Here is a 14,298-nt window from a genome sequence, read left to right on the forward strand (position 1 = left end):
CTGCAATCTCAATTGGGCGCGGCGAAGCAGATCGTCAGCAGTGCCGAAGTGATGATCGGCACCGAGCAGGTCACCTCGCAACTGAGCCGCCAGGCCCTCGGCGCGGCCAGCCAGGCCCATCAGCGCAGTACCGAAGGGCGCGAGGTGCTGGCGCAGTCCATCACCCGTATGCACCAGCTCAGCCAGCGCGCCAACGACAGCCGTCAATTGATCGAGGCCTTGAGCCAGCGCAGCGAGGAAATCCAGCGCGTCACCCTGGTGATCCAGTCGATCGCCAGCCAGACCAACCTGCTGGCCTTGAACGCGGCGATTGAAGCCGCGCGGGCCGGTGAGCATGGTCGCGGGTTTGCGGTGGTCGCCGACGAGGTGCGTGGCCTGGCCGGGCGAACCGCCACGGCGACCGATGAAGTCGGGGTGATGGTGGCGGATATCCAGCAGCGTACCGGCCAGGTGGTGGAGCAGATCCGGCAATTGTCGGCGGATTTGCAATCCGGTGTAGAGCAGGTGGAGCACGCCGGCGAGCAACTGGACAGCATCGCCAGCCTGGCGGCGGATGTGGAAGGCCAGGTCAATGAAATCGCCCAGGGCACCGACACCAACCGCGCCCAACTCGACAGCCTGTTCCATGCGGTGGAGCAGATGCGCAGCGATTTGACCGTCAGCGACCAGCAGACCCAACAGTTGGCTGCCGCCGCCGTACAAATGGAAGGCCAGGCCGAAACCATCAGTGAACGCCTCGCCGAGGTCGGCCTGGATGACTACCACCAGCGCATCTATGACCTGGCACGCGAAGGCGCGAGCCGCATTGCCGCGCAGTTTGAAGCCGACGTCCTGCAAAACCGCATCAGCCTCGATGACCTGTTCGACCGCAGCTATACCGCCATTCCCAACACGCGGCCAAGCAAGTACCACACGCGTTTTGACGGCTACACCGACCAGGTGCTGCCGGCCATCCAGGAAGCCCTGTTGCCCCGGCATGAGGGCCTGGTATTCGCCATCGCCTGCACGCCACAGGGTTATGTGCCAACCCACAACAAGGTGTTCTCCCAGGCGTTGACCGGCGATGCCCAAGTGGACGCGGTACAAAATCGTACCAAGCGCAAGTTTGAAGACCGCACGGGAATCCGCTGCGGCAGCCACCAGCAGGCGGTCTTGCTGCAGACCTACACCCGCGATACCGGGGAGTTGATGCACGACTTGTCCGTGCCGATCACGGTCAATGGCCGGCATTGGGGCGGCTTGCGCCTGGGCTACAGACCTGAGGGCCGCTGACCCACGAGGGCGATTGTTGCAGGTAATGCAAGGGAGCTATTCCGGGGATAGCTTTTTCCAACTGGAAGAAAGCCGTAGCATGGCGAACATTGTTAGCCAGCTAACTAATTTTCCGGAGGCGCTCCATGCAAACCAAAGTCGATGTGGCTGTGATGATTGGCAGTGGCGTACCGCCCACCCTGCGTGCGCTGGGGCAAAAGGCCTGTTGGGTAGTGTTGCTCAATGGCGAGCAGCGCGGCACGGCGTTCGCCAGTCGCGACGAAGCCGAAGAGTGCAGGGCTGCCTGGGAGGCGCTGTTGCACCTGGAGCAGTCAGACAGCCTGCATTGAAGGCTCAGGGTTGCTGGTGCAGGCGCTGGTTCAGTTCGTCGACCGCGATCGCCCAGACTGCGTCTTCACGCAGTTCATCCTTAAGGAATTGGGCTTGTTGCGGTGACCAGAAATCCGCGTCAATCAGCTTTACGTCATTGGGCAGGGTGTGTTTGCCGATAAAGGCGTCAATCGCCTCGGGGGACGATTCCAGTCCAAGTTGTTCAAACAGGTCTTCGAGGGTGTAGGTCTGCGCTTCCATATTGTTCTCCATGCGGGCTGATCATCGTATGCATGGGAGGGTTGTTGCGGGACAGAGTTCGATCGGATTGTCGCGCCGGGTAATCAGGAGGTCAGCGCGCCGGAATCAACGGCGGCCTTAAGGGCTTTTGCGGCTTCCTTGGCAGCCGTGTTGGCAGCGTCTACGGTTTTGAACCAGCGGTCCTTTTCTACCTGGTGAGTCGTCACGGTGGTCAGGGGAGCCTTGGCCCGCATCACAATCACGGCCTGGAACTCACCGTCTACTTCCCTGGCTTCGCCATGGATGAAAAATTCGCCAATATCAAATTCCGTCACGTATAGCCTTCCCTTGGAGGTAATTGCGCTGATGAAACCTGAACCGCAAGGGCACAAATCTCAATGGACGGACCAGTATGGCAGTTGTTACGCGCTGGCGGCGCAGTAAAGTCAACCAGATGACGAAACGCCAGCCGCGCCTCAGCCGTGTGGCGCTTGCAGGATGGCTTCCAGCTGTCGGGCCAGTTCGCAGGCCTGGCTATGGCCGCTGCGAAAACCTTTGATCCGCCCACTGGGCACTTCAAGGATATGGAAAAAGTTTCTCCCGGCGGGGACTACCCGATAGAGCGCCGAATGCAGGCAACTGTCGTGGGTGTATAGGGAGTAGAATTGCCCGTCATCGATAAAAGATGAACCTGTGTTCGAAGGTGTGGCAATCGGTTGAGGTCGTTGCATAATCAGCTCCTGTCGATCGACATTGCGTACCCGCTTGCAGTATTTCGAGTGGTTTTGACCTGTGTTGCTGTTTTAGTATTGTCGTCAGTGTCCGGCGTCCGGTTCCATCCAAAGCATTAGTTTCTGTGTTGGATGTCGGAAACTGCATTTTTTAAAGGGTTATTGTCTGAAGTGGGTCGGCCAGTATTCTCTGGTCGTTAAACCTGTGATTTCCTGCAACGCCTGGCGACCTGCGTAAGGTGCGTCGGGCACGCCTGTACTAGTCTCATGGCCTGGCAGCGTGATCTTCTTCAGTTTTTATCAGTGGATTTGTTGTGTGATCGTGCCGTTTCCGGCCGTTTTTTTGTGCTGCCCGCTTGGGCGGACAGCACCCTTTTGATGTGGGGGCGTTTCCTTGGCAGTCAGTAATCTGGATATGCACGCGTTATTCGTGCTGGGTGATTTGCGCGCAAAGTTGGTCAAGCAGTTTCAATCCCGTTTCGTCTACGTCACTGAGCAGACACCTGAAGGTATCTACATCGCCGAGATCGATACCGAAGCGGCATTGGTGGTGGACGACAAGCCGCGCCTGGAACTCAAGGTCGGTGATCATTTCCGGGCCGCTGTGTTGCCCAGCCGCGAAGGCGGCAAGTTCGAACTGAAGTTTCGCGATATCAAGTTGACGGTGTATGGCCTGGGCGATTACGCCTTTGTGTCCTCGGCCGAAGGCCAGGGCATTGTGTTCAAGGAAGGCCACAGCGTGATGCTGGTGTTTGCCGCCAATGAGCAGTTGGTAGAAGGCCTGACCAAGACCCTGAAGGCCGTCACCGGCAAGGCCGCCAAATGGCGCAAGGGTGAACTCGTGACCTTCAAGGCCAGCGAGTAATGAGCCAGGGTAGGGCACAGTTCCACGAGCAGCACCTGCTCGATGCCCAAGCCACGGCGGCTCAATTGTTTGACCGCAAGGCCGAGTTGCAGGGCGCCTGGTTGAGCTGGGTCGCCGGCCAACTGTATGAACTCAAGCCCGCCGAATTCGCCAGCATGGTGCGCCGCGAGTTGCAGCGGCTGAACAATCCTGCGTAAAAACCGGCAACCTGCCATGTTCCCCGGAACCTCTACTACAGTTGAGTTGACTTAAGTATTCAGAGGCTTCGCGGTGTTACAGCAAAGCCATTCGCGATTGCTGTAAGGCATGAGGTGCAAAGCATGAAAGGAATTCGAGCACTGTTGGCAGCCTCACTGACGACCCTGAGTCTGTCGGTGGCGTCGCTGCCGGTATCAGCAGCCCAGGCGCCGATTCATTTTGCCGACCTGAACTGGGAAAGCGGCAGCCTGATCACCGAGGTGCTGCGGGTGATTGTCGAAAAGGGCTATGACTTGCCCACCGACACCTTGCCCGGCACCACCATCACCCTGGAAACCGCCCTGGCGAAAAACGACATCCAGGTGATCGGCGAAGAATGGGCCGGCCGCAGCCCGGTGTGGGTCAAGGCCGAGGCCGAAGGCAAAGTGGTGGGCCTTGGGGATATCGTCAAGGGCGCCACTGAAGGCTGGTGGGTGCCCGAGTACGTGGTCAAGGGCGACCCGGCCAAAGGCATCAAGCCCCTCGCGCCGGACCTGCGCAGCGTGAAGGATCTGGCGCGCTACAAGGACGTGTTCAAGGACCCGGAAGCACCGAGCAAGGGCCGTTTCCTCAACAGCCCGATTGGCTGGACCTCGGAAGTGGTCAACAAGCAAAAGCTCAAGGCCTACGGGCTTGACGACAGCTATGTGAATTTCCGCAGTGGTTCGGGTGCTGCGCTGGATGCCGAGATTGCTTCCTCGATCCGCCGGGGCAAGCCGGTGCTGTTCTACTACTGGTCGCCTACACCGTTGATGGGGCGCTACAAGCTGATCCAGCTGGAAGAGCCGCCATTTGATGCCGAGGCGTGGAAAACGCTGACCGATGCAGACAATCCTGACCCGAAACCTACACGTTCCCTGGCCTCCAAGCTGAGCATCGGAGTGTCCACGCCGTTCCAGAAGGAGCATCCGCAGATCGCCGAGTTCTTTGCCAAGGTCGACTTTCCGATCGAGCCGCTGAACAAGGCGCTGGCCGAAATGAGCGAGAAGCACAGCCAGCCGCGAGAGGTCGCCCAGGCATTTCTCAAGGATCATCCGGAAGTCTGGAAGGCGTGGCTGACTGAGGATGTGGCGCAGAAGGTCGAAGCCAGCCTGAAGTAACACCGATATAACAGCCCGATTGCGATCAAAAATGTGGGAGCGGGCTTGCTCGCGAAAGCGGTTTTTCAGCCAACATTTGTATTGACTGACTCACCGCTTTCGCGAGCAAGCCCGCTCCCACACTGACCTCATTCTTGCCTTGAAACTTGCTGGGCTTTAGAACTTCGTCTGCACCGCCAGCTCAAACGTCCTCGGCGACCCCAGGTAATACGCCGGCGACACATGGGCAAACTCGGCGTACACCTCATTGGTCAGGTTGCGCACCCGGCCCGTCACGGAGGTGTGTTGATCCACCTTGTAAGTCAAAAACGTCCCGAACAAGGTATAGGCCGGCACCGTCAGGGTGTTGGCGTTATCGGCGTACACCGACGCCACATACCGCGCATCCACACCTCCTTGCCAATCCTCCGCAAAGTCATAGGTCAGCCACAGATTACCCACCTGCCTGGGCACATTGGTCGGCGTATTGCCCTTGCGCGACACCACGGCACCGCTGGCGGTTTTCTCGTTGAAGTCCTCGTATTCGGCATCGACCCAGGCGTAGTTGCCCTCCAGCAATAGCTTGGGCGTGACCCGCAACGAACTGGCCAGCTCGATACCCTTGGACGTCTGCGCGCCCACCGGAATGCTATTGGTCGGGTCCAGCGGGTCGGTGACGGCGAAGTCCTTGCGCTCGATCCGGTAGGCGGCCACCGTGGCGGAGCCGCGACCGTCCATGTAATCGAACTTGCTGCCCACTTCCCATTGCTTGCCGGTGGACACATCGAACACCTGGGTGGTGCTGCTCGGCTGTTCGGCAGCGGTGCTGTATTGCACGTAGACATTGGCTTGCGGGATGAACTGATACGTCAGGCCAATCCGCCCGGTCACCGGCTCCCAACTGCGTTTGACATGCCGCGGATTGCTGGCGGTGATATCCCGGTGGTTGGTGACTTCGAGGTCAATCGCGTCGTAGCGCAGGCCGGTGAGCAACGACAGCTTGTCAGTCAGGCCCAGGCGGTTCTCGAGGAACAATGCCTTGGTGGTGACGGCGTTGGTCTTGTCCGGATCGAAACCGGGCTTGGTGCCCGGGATGTCATAGAAATGCCCGGGATCATAGTTGTTCGGGTCCACCGTACTGTTGCCTGCCACATTCAACGGATTGTTGGTGGTGCTGTTGACCCTGTACTCAAAGCCGCCCGACCACGTGGTACTCAAGCCGAAGAACGTGTCGTCATGGCGCAGCTCGAACTGGTTGCCGTTCTGCTCACCCTGGTGCCGTACCTGATAGGCCGTCGAGCGATTCACCGCGCTGTTATCAGCGTTGTACTGGTAGGTTTCCAGGTTGCGATAGTCGCGCTGGCTGTTGAGGTGATAGAGGGTATTTTTCAGCGTGGTGCTGTCATTGATCCGGTAGTCGATGATCGAGCGCACCCAGATCGTGCGTTGCTCATAACGACCGTCGGCCACGTTGTAGTTGTTGAAGCGGTTGTGTTTGTCGATCTTCAACTCGCCCGACTTCGGGTTGAGCACCGGTGTGCCCCAGTAGGGGCTGTCCTCGTGTTCGTCCTGATATTCCAGGGCCAGGGTGTGGGACAGGTTCGGGGTGAAATCACTCAGCAGGGAAAACGCCACGCTCCAGGCATCGCGCTGTTGGCGATCGATATAGGTGTGGTTGGTGTTGCGGCTTACGTCCAGGCGCGCGTAATGCTGGACCTCGGCGCCCGGCTCGGTCAGGGCGTGGTTCAGGCCGAAGGCCATTCCGGCAGTGTCGTAGCTGCCATAGGTGAGCTGACCTTCGGCGGCCTGTTCCTCACGGGTGGCCAGCTTGGTCACGTAGTTCAGCGAACCACCGACGGAGCCGGCGCCGTTGATCAGCGAGGAGGGCCCGCCCACCAGTTCGACCCGGTCATAAATCCACGCATCCACGGGGCGAGCCAGGCCGCCGGACACCGCGACGCCATTGAACATCTGGGTAATCTGGCTGCTGGTAAACCCTCGATAGGAAATGAAACCGCCAAACCCCGGCGGCGCGCTGGCGTTGACCCCGGGCAGGGTATTGGCCGCGTCCTTGAAGGTCTTGGCGCCTCGGCGCTCGATGTCATTGCGGTTGGCAATGCTGATGGACGCCGGGGTTTCCCGCACGCTCAGCCCCAGGCGCGAGGCCATGCCACTGGACTGATCCAGGGCCAGGCCGGCATCACCGGTTTGCTCGCCTTCAATGGTGGTCGTTGCCAGCTCAATCGCCCAGGTGCTGACAGGCAGGCAGCCGAACAGGCCCGCCAAAAGGGGTAAATGTTTCATGGTTGAATCCTGAAAAACTTGGCTTGAAAACAACCCAGTGCCGTCCGCACTCCCGGGGGAGGCAGCCGCGTGGGCCAATCAGAAAAGCGCAGGTATCAGGCGAAGGCGGGCGGGGCGCGCGGATTAGCCGCAGGCCAGGTGAAGCGGGCAGGGATGTCGGCACTGGCAACGATGGCGGGCGGCGGCGCATGGGGTTGCGGAAGCACCACCACATTGAGGCTGGAGTTGAGCGCCGGGCCCATGCCGCCGGTGGAGCACAGCGGGCAACCGAAGGCTTTCGAGAGCGTGGGCAGGGATTCATCGGTGGACTTGTAAGGCACCGGCGCCTGGGGGCGCGGGTCCACCGTACAGAACTGGCCGCCGATGCCATTGAGCTGCATCCCGACCATTTGCCCGTGGCCGATGCTGCAGGCGAACACATTGAACAGGACGCAGCAGTAGAGCATCCAGGCAATGAGCGAGCGGTCGGTACGGGCGAGTTTCATGGGGCGGCACTTTACCATCAGCCGCCGACGAATTGCCTGCAAAAAATCTCAAGAGGGCTATCCTCTCTCGGACTTTTCCAAGGATATCCAGCCATGAGCTTTTTAGTCGCGCGATGGATCGTCGGGGTTTTTGGCTTTATCAGCCTGGTGCATTTGTACTGGGCGGCCGGCGGCAAATTGGGTGTGACGGCGGCTATTCCGCAGCTGCCGGGTGAATTCGCCAGCGGGCCGCGACCGGCGTTCAAGCCGTCGGCACTGGGAACGTTGCTGGTGGGTGTGGGGTTGGTGGCGATTGCGGTGCTGGTGTGTTTGCGGGCCGGGCTGTATTTCGAGCCGGTGTCCAACCATGCGTTGCAGTGGGGGATTAGTGCAGTAGCACTGGTGATGTTTGCCCGGGCGATTGGGGATTCAGAGCTGGTGGGTTTTTTCAAGAAGGTCGGCGGGTCGCGGTTTGCGCGGCTGGATACATTTTTTTACTCGCCGCTATGTTTGGTGTTGGGGGCGGGGTTGTTGGTGGTGGCGTGGAGTTGAGGGGAACGTTTGCCGCAGTAGAGTGAGGGCTGCGTTGTATAAACTACATTCCCGCCTGATGATACGACGTCAGGTGGCCCACAGAAATCAAAGGCTTAGGAAGTAGTTCGTAGGGTATAGGTTAGGTGATCCGTCCGGGCTGCAAAATTTTGTTGTTACACCAGAGCTGGATTTTTTTGTTTCGAATCTGTACTCAAATAAGTCGATAGCATTTTTTGCCCGATCTGGATATTAAAATATTTAATTTCTCGGTTTTAAATTTTCATTGTGTTACATGCGCAATGGCTCAATTTTTTTGAGCGTTGGTTTAAGTAAGGCAATCGGTATTTTTATTTGTTTGTTGGAATATCAGTGAAAGCTCACGTCAATTCTCTCTACTTCCAATCTGATAAGTTGTTCGTTTAATTCTGGATGCTCGTAGTGCAAGTCTTGATCGTCAAGTGGCGTAAACGTGTGAAAAGTCTCGTTGCAAAGCCTTCCAAACAGAAAATAAGCATAGCCATGGCCTGTTTTTTAAACCAGACAATTGACTGTGTCGACCCTGATGACTTCGTAGTCGTCGGATAGATTTATTGTCAGATCTACATCATAGGTTTTTCCTACTTCGATCTCATAAGGGCAAAAGCTGACGAAGCAATTCAATATGGTGCCGTCGATGAGCAACGTCGCATCCTCTTCAACGTGCTCGCTGAGCGCCACCACCTGTGTTTTTTTTGTGATTATTCGATGTGAAGCCTGATGGTTTTTTCAGTGAGATCGCCATTTATCGTCCTCCAAAAACCGTTTCCGCTTTTGGTGTGTAGTATTGTTTTTTGGTCACGGCAAGTAGTCGCAGCAAAGAAACAGAGTGAGGCGGATTTATTTGGTTAAAATACCCTGCGTCAAGAGGAGAGACTCTTTTTTGAGTCGAACGTTTAGGTACGTCGCAATTCATGATGTTTGGTGGGAAGTTTGGCTTTCGGCTATTCTTCATGTGTGAATATAACTGTAGACCTCTCGTTGGGTGATTTCTCGGATCTCATTTTTTTGAATCGCGCTGACTAGTTTCTCTTGAACATCAATCATGCTTATAAATTGAGCGGCGGCATGTGTTTCTGAATCAAAGAACCTGCAAAGCACGGTTTGTGGATGAATCTCAAGGAAAGTTTTTATATTTTTGGTAGTCACTTTTTTTTCGAAAATAGTCATGTCGGTCCAAAGCTGTTCTATTGAAGGGACTGACTTTTGCATAATCAAAATTGTTTCGCTTGAACCTTCCAGTGCGGAATTTGTTATATCTCTGGGCAAGGTTGGAATGTTTTTTATTATCGAATATATGTTGGTGCTATCATTTTTTCCGAATAGATCTCCATTTTTTATCTGACCAGCCAATTCCTTTTTTAGTAGGTATTCCTCGGTCCTGGAGTAAAAATCTCCCCACCCTATCGACCGCCATTCCCGCTTGATCGGCCATTCTTCTACTAAGCACTCCGCCACGTTGCACCAGGAATCCCAAACGCAGCGAAAGTCATGGTCAATTAAGGTTAATGTGGAAAACTGAGAGTCATCTATCTGCTCTACCCCGTTCCAAGGTTTTACTCCAGTTTCATTTATATATGCGGTTTTCATGGTTTTCTCTTGAAGTATGTATGTGAGTCATCGCCAATCCTCAAAGGCACCTTTATTCCTCCAATCGTGTTTTTTGTGTTGAAGTGTGGACCGTGATTGCCCTCTACATGACCTAGGGAGTGTTCATAAATCTTAGTGACATGACCTTTTTTAAGGCTGAAAACATATATCCTGCCCGATATGTATCTATCTTGATCACGGATCTTATCCCTTTCAACCGCTATAGGCTGTGCGCTTCGTGGAATACCACCAATCTCTTTAGCTCTTCTCAGCGCTCCATTTCTTGAGAGCTTACTATCGAATCCTTTAGGTGGCTCTACGTCGCCTTCGTTTACCTTGGCTTTGCTCGTGGGATCTTCAGCGCGGTGCGTCGGCTTACATCCATCCCCACCCGGACAGGTATTCAACCCCAACGGATCCACCCACCCCGTCGGGTTGGGCACGTACAGGTATCCGTTCAGCCCGCCCGCCAGTTTCACCGGATCAGGCGTCAGGTAGCGGCCAATGTCCGGATTGTAGTAGCGATGACGGTTGTAGTGCAGCCCGCTTTCCGGGTCGAAGTATTGGCCCTGGAAGCGCAGTAGGTTGGTAACGGTGTTGACGTCCAGCTTCGCGATTTGGCCGTAGGCGCGGTAGTGCGCGGACCAGACGATTTCGCCGTCGGGTGCGGTGAGTTCTTGTGGGGTGCCGAGGTGGTCGAGTTGGTAGTGGAAGGGTTTTACGTCTTCCGGGCCGTAGCCTTTCAGCAGCGCTAACGGGCGAAAGCTGTTGGGTTCGTAGATATAGCTTTGGTGGTTATCAGTGCTGTGTTCGGCGATTAATGTTTCGCCTTGCCAGAAGAACTCGGTGGTCTGACCGTTGAGGGTTTTGGCGATACGCCGTCCAAACGGGTCGTAGCGATATGTGGCTTCGGTGCCGTCCGGCTGGGTGACGCTGATCAGTCGGTGCTGGCAGTCGTAGCGGTATTCGGTAACCAACTGCTGCGCCCGGCCCCGGCGTTCGCGCAGAAGGTTGCCGAAGGCGTCGTAGTCGTAATGGCGGTCACCTTGCATCAACAAGCGGTTGCCTTTGACGACGCTCGGACCGACGCGGTCTTGCATCAGCAGGTTGCCCGCCGGGTCGTGGACGAAGCGTTCCTGCAGGTCGTGCGAGTGGTTGGCGCGGGTCAGTCGGTCGAGTGGGTCGTAGTGGTAGTCGTGCTGGCCTTTGCGGGTGTCGAGGATGCGGGTCAGGTTGCCGCGTTTGTCGTAGTCGTATTGGCGGCGCTGGTGGCGTTGTTCCTGTTGGGTGATGGCGTGGGCGTGCAGGCGGCCCTGGTCGTCGTAGTGGTAGTGGCTGAGGAGTTGGCCTTGCTGGCGCTGATGTTCACGGCCGGATTTGAACAGGTGCGAGGTGAGCAGGTTGCCGTTGAGTTCGACGGTGGCGAGGTCGCCACCTTTGTCGTGGTGGAAGGCGAGGCGGTTGTTGTCTGGCAGCCGCAGGTAATTGAGTTGGCCGCATTCGTCGTAGCCATAGCGCAACGTGCCCCAGCCCTGGTGTTCGGCGGTGAGGCGGTTTTGCAGGTCGTATTCGTAATGCAGCGGCCAATGACCGTCGTCGACGCTGAGAAGGTTGCCGAGACGGTCGTAGGTGTAATCGACAATGCTGCGGTCGGGCAGGGTTTTTCTTACGAGGCGACCGGCAGCATCGCGCGCATAACCGGTAACCAACTGACTGCCGTCATCGCCGTATTCGGTCTTTTCCAGCAGATGCCCGGCGAGGTCGTAGACATAGGCAGTACGCCGGCCATCAAACCCGATTTCCTGCTGGATCAGGCCATTGGCGTGATAGTCGAGCCGATAGGTTTCGCCGACCTCGTTTTCAATCTCGGTCAGTAACAGCCGAACGTTGTCATAACGGTATTTAAGCTGCGTGCCGTCCGGATTAATCCGACGGCTGATCAGGTGCAAACCATCGGCGTATTCGTAGCGGGTGACGCGGCCCAACTCGTCGCGCTCAGCAGTGATTTTTCCGTACGGGTTGTAGCTGAATTCGCGTGTGGCCCCGTCAGGCTGAATCACCTTCAGCAAACGACCTACGGCGTTCCACTGATACTGGGTCAGCGCACCATGCTCATCCTCGCAAGCCACCTGCCGCCCCAGCTCGTCATAGCGATAACGCCGCACACCGCCATTCGCCAGTTTTTCTTCAATGAGCTGGCCGCGTTCGTTCCAGATAAAGCGTTGGCTGCTGTTATCCGGATACCAAACACCCGTGAGCTTTCCGTGTTGGGTGTAGGTGTATTCGGTGTAATTGGCATCCGGATCAGTCTTGCGAGTGATATCGCCTTGATCGTTACGCTGGTATTTCCACACCGCGTCACCACGGCGCACAACCCGTACGAAACCGTTGTCATGCTCGTAGGAGGTGGGTGCATCGTCACCGGGAAACAGCGCAATCAACCGACCGGCTTCGTCGTACTGATAGGCCGTCACCGCTCCCAGCGGATTCTGCTCGACCGTCAGCCGGCCTTTTTCGTCGTAGGATTTGAAGTGCTGCGCGCCGTCCGGATCGATCCGCTGCACCAGCCGTGCGCGCTGGTCGTGGACGTAGACTTCCTGGCTGCCATCGGCGTTGTGTACGGTGACAGTGCCGTTGTCATCCCACACATACCGTGTGTCCATCTGCGAAAAGCTGGCCCAGTGGCGGACGCATCGCGCCGCCTTGCCAGACCGTTCCCACTCCCAGAAGAAACTCGCCCCACCGGCCAGTTCCCGCTCCAGGATCACCTGCTGATCGTCGTACCGATAACGCTCGCTTTCGCCTACCGCGTTGGTCGCTTCGATCAACCGCCACGCATTGTCGTACGTGTAGGCAACAACGTTCTGCTCGGTAACCCAGTCCAGTTCCCGCTGCACCTGATAGTCGACGGCAACGATATGTCGGCGGTCATACCGCAGCAGCAATCCTTGACCAACGCCGTTATCAATCCGCTGAATCCGCCCGGAATAGTCACGGGAAATACGCAGCCGGTTGTCATACGCATCGCTGATCGCCGTCAGCACACCGTCACGGAAGTGGTAGAAAAGCGACGCCTGAGCCAGCACCCATTCATCCGGCAAAGCACCCAGATAAATCGCCGCTTCCGCCAGGCTATTGGTGATGGCCGGCCGTGCAGCAGAGGGCAGGGGAAAGGTGGTGCTGCGGTTCTCGTGATCGGTCCACACCACCGATTCGCCGCTCACCACCAAGCGCTGCGCCAGCGCATGACTCCAGCCAAACCCCAACCCGCAATCCACTTCCACGGCACTGCTGCGATACAACCGCGTCCAGGCAAATGGCAGGACACCCTCCAACGAGCCGTCTGTGAGGGTCAGCAGTTCCTCACCAGTAACCATCGAAACCGGGCAGCCATTCGTACAGGTGCTCGCCGAACAAGCCGACGCATCCCCATTGGGGTTTTTCGCCGAAGCCGGGGCATCATCCACATGTTCTTGCTTCACCAGCGCCGTGCGCGCCGCTTTAGGCTTTCGGACCAGCGCTGCCGGATTCGAAACCTCGTTTACACCGGCCTTCAACGGCACGGCCGCTGCCTTGATCGACACTGGATCATTTTTAAGCGACACCGGCTTAAGCACACTGGGGTGCCAGTCCAGCCGTGGTGCCTCGCCCAACTTGGCCATCTGCTCGAGTAACACCCGTGCCCGGCCGGACCTGACCTTGCCCAGCACCTGCGGGCCCAAACGCACCGCCACACCCATGCCGCCGGTGGCCAACAGCAACAGCAGGTTGAGCAGTACCTCGGAAGTCATTTCCCCCAGCAGCTCGTTCATGTCCGGCGGCGGAAGCAATTGCGCCCAACTGAACATCGCCGACAGATAGATGAACAGCAGCGGTTCATCGCTCAGCACCAGAAGACCGTTGGCAATGGCCTCATTGCTGAGCTTCAACAGCTCTTCAAGCTCGCCTTGGGAGAGGTACTGCAGCAACTTTTCGCTATTGGGTTTGATGTCCGCCAGCCAGTCGTACAGGTTTGGAATACCGTCCCAAAGGCTGTACAGCGTGTTCGTAATCCCTCGCACAAACGCGGCGTCCATCAACTTGCGACGGTCGAGGGCGCTGGCGTTTGAGTACTGTTTCCACTGCTCTTCGAAGGTGCTCGTCCATTCACTGCGCAAGCTGCTTTCCAGTGAGCTGATCACCGACTGATAGGAGGCGTAGAGCGCCTTGACGTGATCCTTGGAAACATCGGGGTAGAAGCTGACCTGATACTGCTGGTCGCGCGTGCAGTCGGTGATTTCGAGGATGCCGCTGGGGCCGATGGTTTTATGAATGGGGGGACCGATCAGGCTGCCGTCCTCGGCGATGGCCTGGAGCATGACCGGCGTGTTGCCGATCGGCACAAACCGCTTGCTCTCAAACATATGCACCAGGGTCAGCGCACCATTGGGTTTGCACATTGCAACGGTGGTACTGGGGGCTTTAGAGGAAACAGGCGCGACCAGCGCGACCTCATCCCCAACCTTGAACACCTGCTCGACTTCCAGCGACGAAAAGCTCCAGAAGCTCTCAGCCCAATCGTCAAACGAGTTAAGGCACTCCCTGAAATTACGAAAGACCGCTTCAACGTCCTTCGTCTCCACATCCATGGGAGCCAG

General features: G+C 57.2%; 13 protein-coding genes and 1 pseudogene. 6 read left to right on the top strand and 8 right to left on the bottom strand.

Translation table 11 applies throughout. From position 1 onward, the window contains the following. Positions 1 to 51 precede the first annotated feature (51 nt). Positions 52 to 1,272: a methyl-accepting chemotaxis protein gene (locus AC3WKX_RS17720; protein WP_371317784.1), complete on the top strand. Its 1,221-nt coding sequence runs from the start codon at positions 52 to 54 to the stop codon at positions 1,270 to 1,272. Between the two features lie 125 nt (positions 1,273 to 1,397). Next, entirely contained in the window at positions 1,398 to 1,601 is a 204-nt protein-coding gene (locus AC3WKX_RS17725) for a hypothetical protein (protein ID WP_003214710.1), read from the top strand. 4 nt (positions 1,602 to 1,605) lie between these two features. On the opposite strand, the gene AC3WKX_RS17730 is transcribed toward AC3WKX_RS17725, so the two are convergent. The 3 genes from AC3WKX_RS17730 to AC3WKX_RS17740 all read right to left on the bottom strand — a co-directional run bounded on the left by AC3WKX_RS17730 (position 1,606) and on the right by AC3WKX_RS17740 (position 2,552). After that, positions 1,606 to 1,842, bottom strand: coding sequence for a DUF2789 domain-containing protein (locus tag AC3WKX_RS17730; protein ID WP_087694069.1), 237 nt, complete (start codon positions 1,840 to 1,842; stop codon positions 1,606 to 1,608). An 83-nt stretch (positions 1,843 to 1,925) separates the two neighbouring features. Beyond that, positions 1,926 to 2,156: a hypothetical protein gene (locus AC3WKX_RS17735; RefSeq protein ID WP_003214713.1), complete on the bottom strand. Its 231-nt coding sequence runs from the start codon at positions 2,154 to 2,156 to the stop codon at positions 1,926 to 1,928. 141 nt (positions 2,157 to 2,297) lie between these two features. After that, positions 2,298 to 2,552 carry a hypothetical protein gene (locus AC3WKX_RS17740; RefSeq protein ID WP_083853233.1) on the bottom strand — a complete coding sequence of 85 codons (255 nt, stop codon included), beginning with the start codon at positions 2,550 to 2,552 and terminating at the stop codon, positions 2,298 to 2,300. A gap of 415 nt (positions 2,553 to 2,967) precedes the next feature. On the opposite strand from AC3WKX_RS17740, the gene AC3WKX_RS17745 reads away from it, so the two are divergent. From AC3WKX_RS17745 to AC3WKX_RS17755, 3 genes are all read left to right on the top strand, one after another. Further along, the gene (locus AC3WKX_RS17745) at positions 2,968 to 3,417 is read left to right on the top strand and encodes a hypothetical protein (protein WP_003214715.1); all 450 of its coding nucleotides are present in this window, start codon (positions 2,968 to 2,970) and stop codon (positions 3,415 to 3,417) included. After that, positions 3,417 to 3,614: a hypothetical protein gene (locus tag AC3WKX_RS17750; RefSeq protein ID WP_003214716.1), complete on the top strand. Its 198-nt coding sequence runs from the start codon at positions 3,417 to 3,419 to the stop codon at positions 3,612 to 3,614. The genes AC3WKX_RS17745 and AC3WKX_RS17750 overlap by 1 nt, the downstream gene beginning before the upstream one ends. Positions 3,615 to 3,737: 123 nt before the next feature. After that, the gene (locus AC3WKX_RS17755) at positions 3,738 to 4,754 is read left to right on the top strand and encodes an ABC transporter substrate-binding protein (protein WP_008437166.1); all 1,017 of its coding nucleotides are present in this window, start codon (positions 3,738 to 3,740) and stop codon (positions 4,752 to 4,754) included. Between the two features lie 156 nt (positions 4,755 to 4,910). On the opposite strand, the gene AC3WKX_RS17760 is transcribed toward AC3WKX_RS17755, so the two are convergent. Both AC3WKX_RS17760 and AC3WKX_RS17765 read right to left on the bottom strand, forming a co-directional pair. Continuing rightward, entirely contained in the window at positions 4,911 to 7,037 is a 2,127-nt protein-coding gene (locus AC3WKX_RS17760; RefSeq protein ID WP_102605491.1) for a TonB-dependent receptor, read from the bottom strand. Positions 7,038 to 7,132: 95 nt separating this feature from the next. Further along, positions 7,133 to 7,522: a DUF2946 domain-containing protein gene (locus AC3WKX_RS17765; protein ID WP_102605490.1), complete on the bottom strand. Its 390-nt coding sequence runs from the start codon at positions 7,520 to 7,522 to the stop codon at positions 7,133 to 7,135. Positions 7,523 to 7,615: 93 nt separating this feature from the next. Here AC3WKX_RS17765 and AC3WKX_RS17770 point away from each other — a divergent pair, with 93 nt between their 5' ends. Further along, positions 7,616 to 8,053 (top strand): DUF3995 domain-containing protein, encoded by a 438-nt coding sequence (locus AC3WKX_RS17770; protein ID WP_003214721.1) that lies wholly within the window; start codon positions 7,616 to 7,618, stop codon positions 8,051 to 8,053. Between the two features lie 348 nt (positions 8,054 to 8,401). Here the strand turns inward: AC3WKX_RS17770 and AC3WKX_RS17775 are convergent. The 3 genes and pseudogenes from AC3WKX_RS17775 to AC3WKX_RS17785 form a co-directional block, all read right to left on the bottom strand. Continuing rightward, positions 8,402 to 8,755 (bottom strand): annotated as a pseudogene (locus AC3WKX_RS17775) (UCP019853 family protein). Between the two features lie 267 nt (positions 8,756 to 9,022). Further along, a complete protein-coding gene (locus AC3WKX_RS17780) occupies positions 9,023 to 9,661 on the bottom strand; it encodes a hypothetical protein (RefSeq protein WP_102605488.1) in 639 nt (212 codons plus the stop codon). Continuing rightward, on the bottom strand, positions 9,658 to 14,289 hold the full coding sequence (locus AC3WKX_RS17785; RefSeq protein WP_492561424.1) for an RHS repeat-associated core domain-containing protein: 4,632 nt from the start codon (positions 14,287 to 14,289) through the stop codon (positions 9,658 to 9,660). Before AC3WKX_RS17785 ends, AC3WKX_RS17780 begins: the two co-directional genes overlap by 4 nt. Between the last annotated feature and the right edge of the window lie 9 nt (positions 14,290 to 14,298).

The sequence above is a fragment of the Pseudomonas sp. GP01-A4 genome, from assembly GCF_058780865.1.

Excerpts from the sequence above, each read along its gene's own strand:
- AC3WKX_RS17770 (WP_003214721.1), top strand. The coding sequence starts at position 7,616 with ATGAGCTTTTTAGTCGCGCGATGGATCGTCGGGGTTTTTGGCTTTATC.
- AC3WKX_RS17760 (WP_102605491.1), bottom strand. The coding sequence starts at position 7,037 with ATGAAACATTTACCCCTTTTGGCGGGCCTGTTCGGCTGCCTGCCTGTC.
- AC3WKX_RS17750 (WP_003214716.1), top strand. The coding sequence starts at position 3,417 with ATGAGCCAGGGTAGGGCACAGTTCCACGAGCAGCACCTGCTCGATGCC.
- AC3WKX_RS17765 (WP_102605490.1), bottom strand. The coding sequence starts at position 7,522 with ATGAAACTCGCCCGTACCGACCGCTCGCTCATTGCCTGGATGCTCTAC.
- AC3WKX_RS17725 (WP_003214710.1), top strand. The coding sequence starts at position 1,398 with ATGCAAACCAAAGTCGATGTGGCTGTGATGATTGGCAGTGGCGTACCG.
- AC3WKX_RS17780 (WP_102605488.1), bottom strand. The coding sequence starts at position 9,661 with ATGAAAACCGCATATATAAATGAAACTGGAGTAAAACCTTGGAACGGG.
- AC3WKX_RS17720 (WP_371317784.1), top strand. The coding sequence starts at position 52 with ATGATCGGCACCGAGCAGGTCACCTCGCAACTGAGCCGCCAGGCCCTC.
- AC3WKX_RS17745 (WP_003214715.1), top strand. The coding sequence starts at position 2,968 with ATGCACGCGTTATTCGTGCTGGGTGATTTGCGCGCAAAGTTGGTCAAG.
- AC3WKX_RS17755 (WP_008437166.1), top strand. The coding sequence starts at position 3,738 with ATGAAAGGAATTCGAGCACTGTTGGCAGCCTCACTGACGACCCTGAGT.
- AC3WKX_RS17740 (WP_083853233.1), bottom strand. The coding sequence starts at position 2,552 with ATGCAACGACCTCAACCGATTGCCACACCTTCGAACACAGGTTCATCT.
- AC3WKX_RS17785 (WP_492561424.1), bottom strand. The coding sequence starts at position 14,289 with ATGGATGTGGAGACGAAGGACGTTGAAGCGGTCTTTCGTAATTTCAGG.
- AC3WKX_RS17730 (WP_087694069.1), bottom strand. The coding sequence starts at position 1,842 with ATGGAAGCGCAGACCTACACCCTCGAAGACCTGTTTGAACAACTTGGA.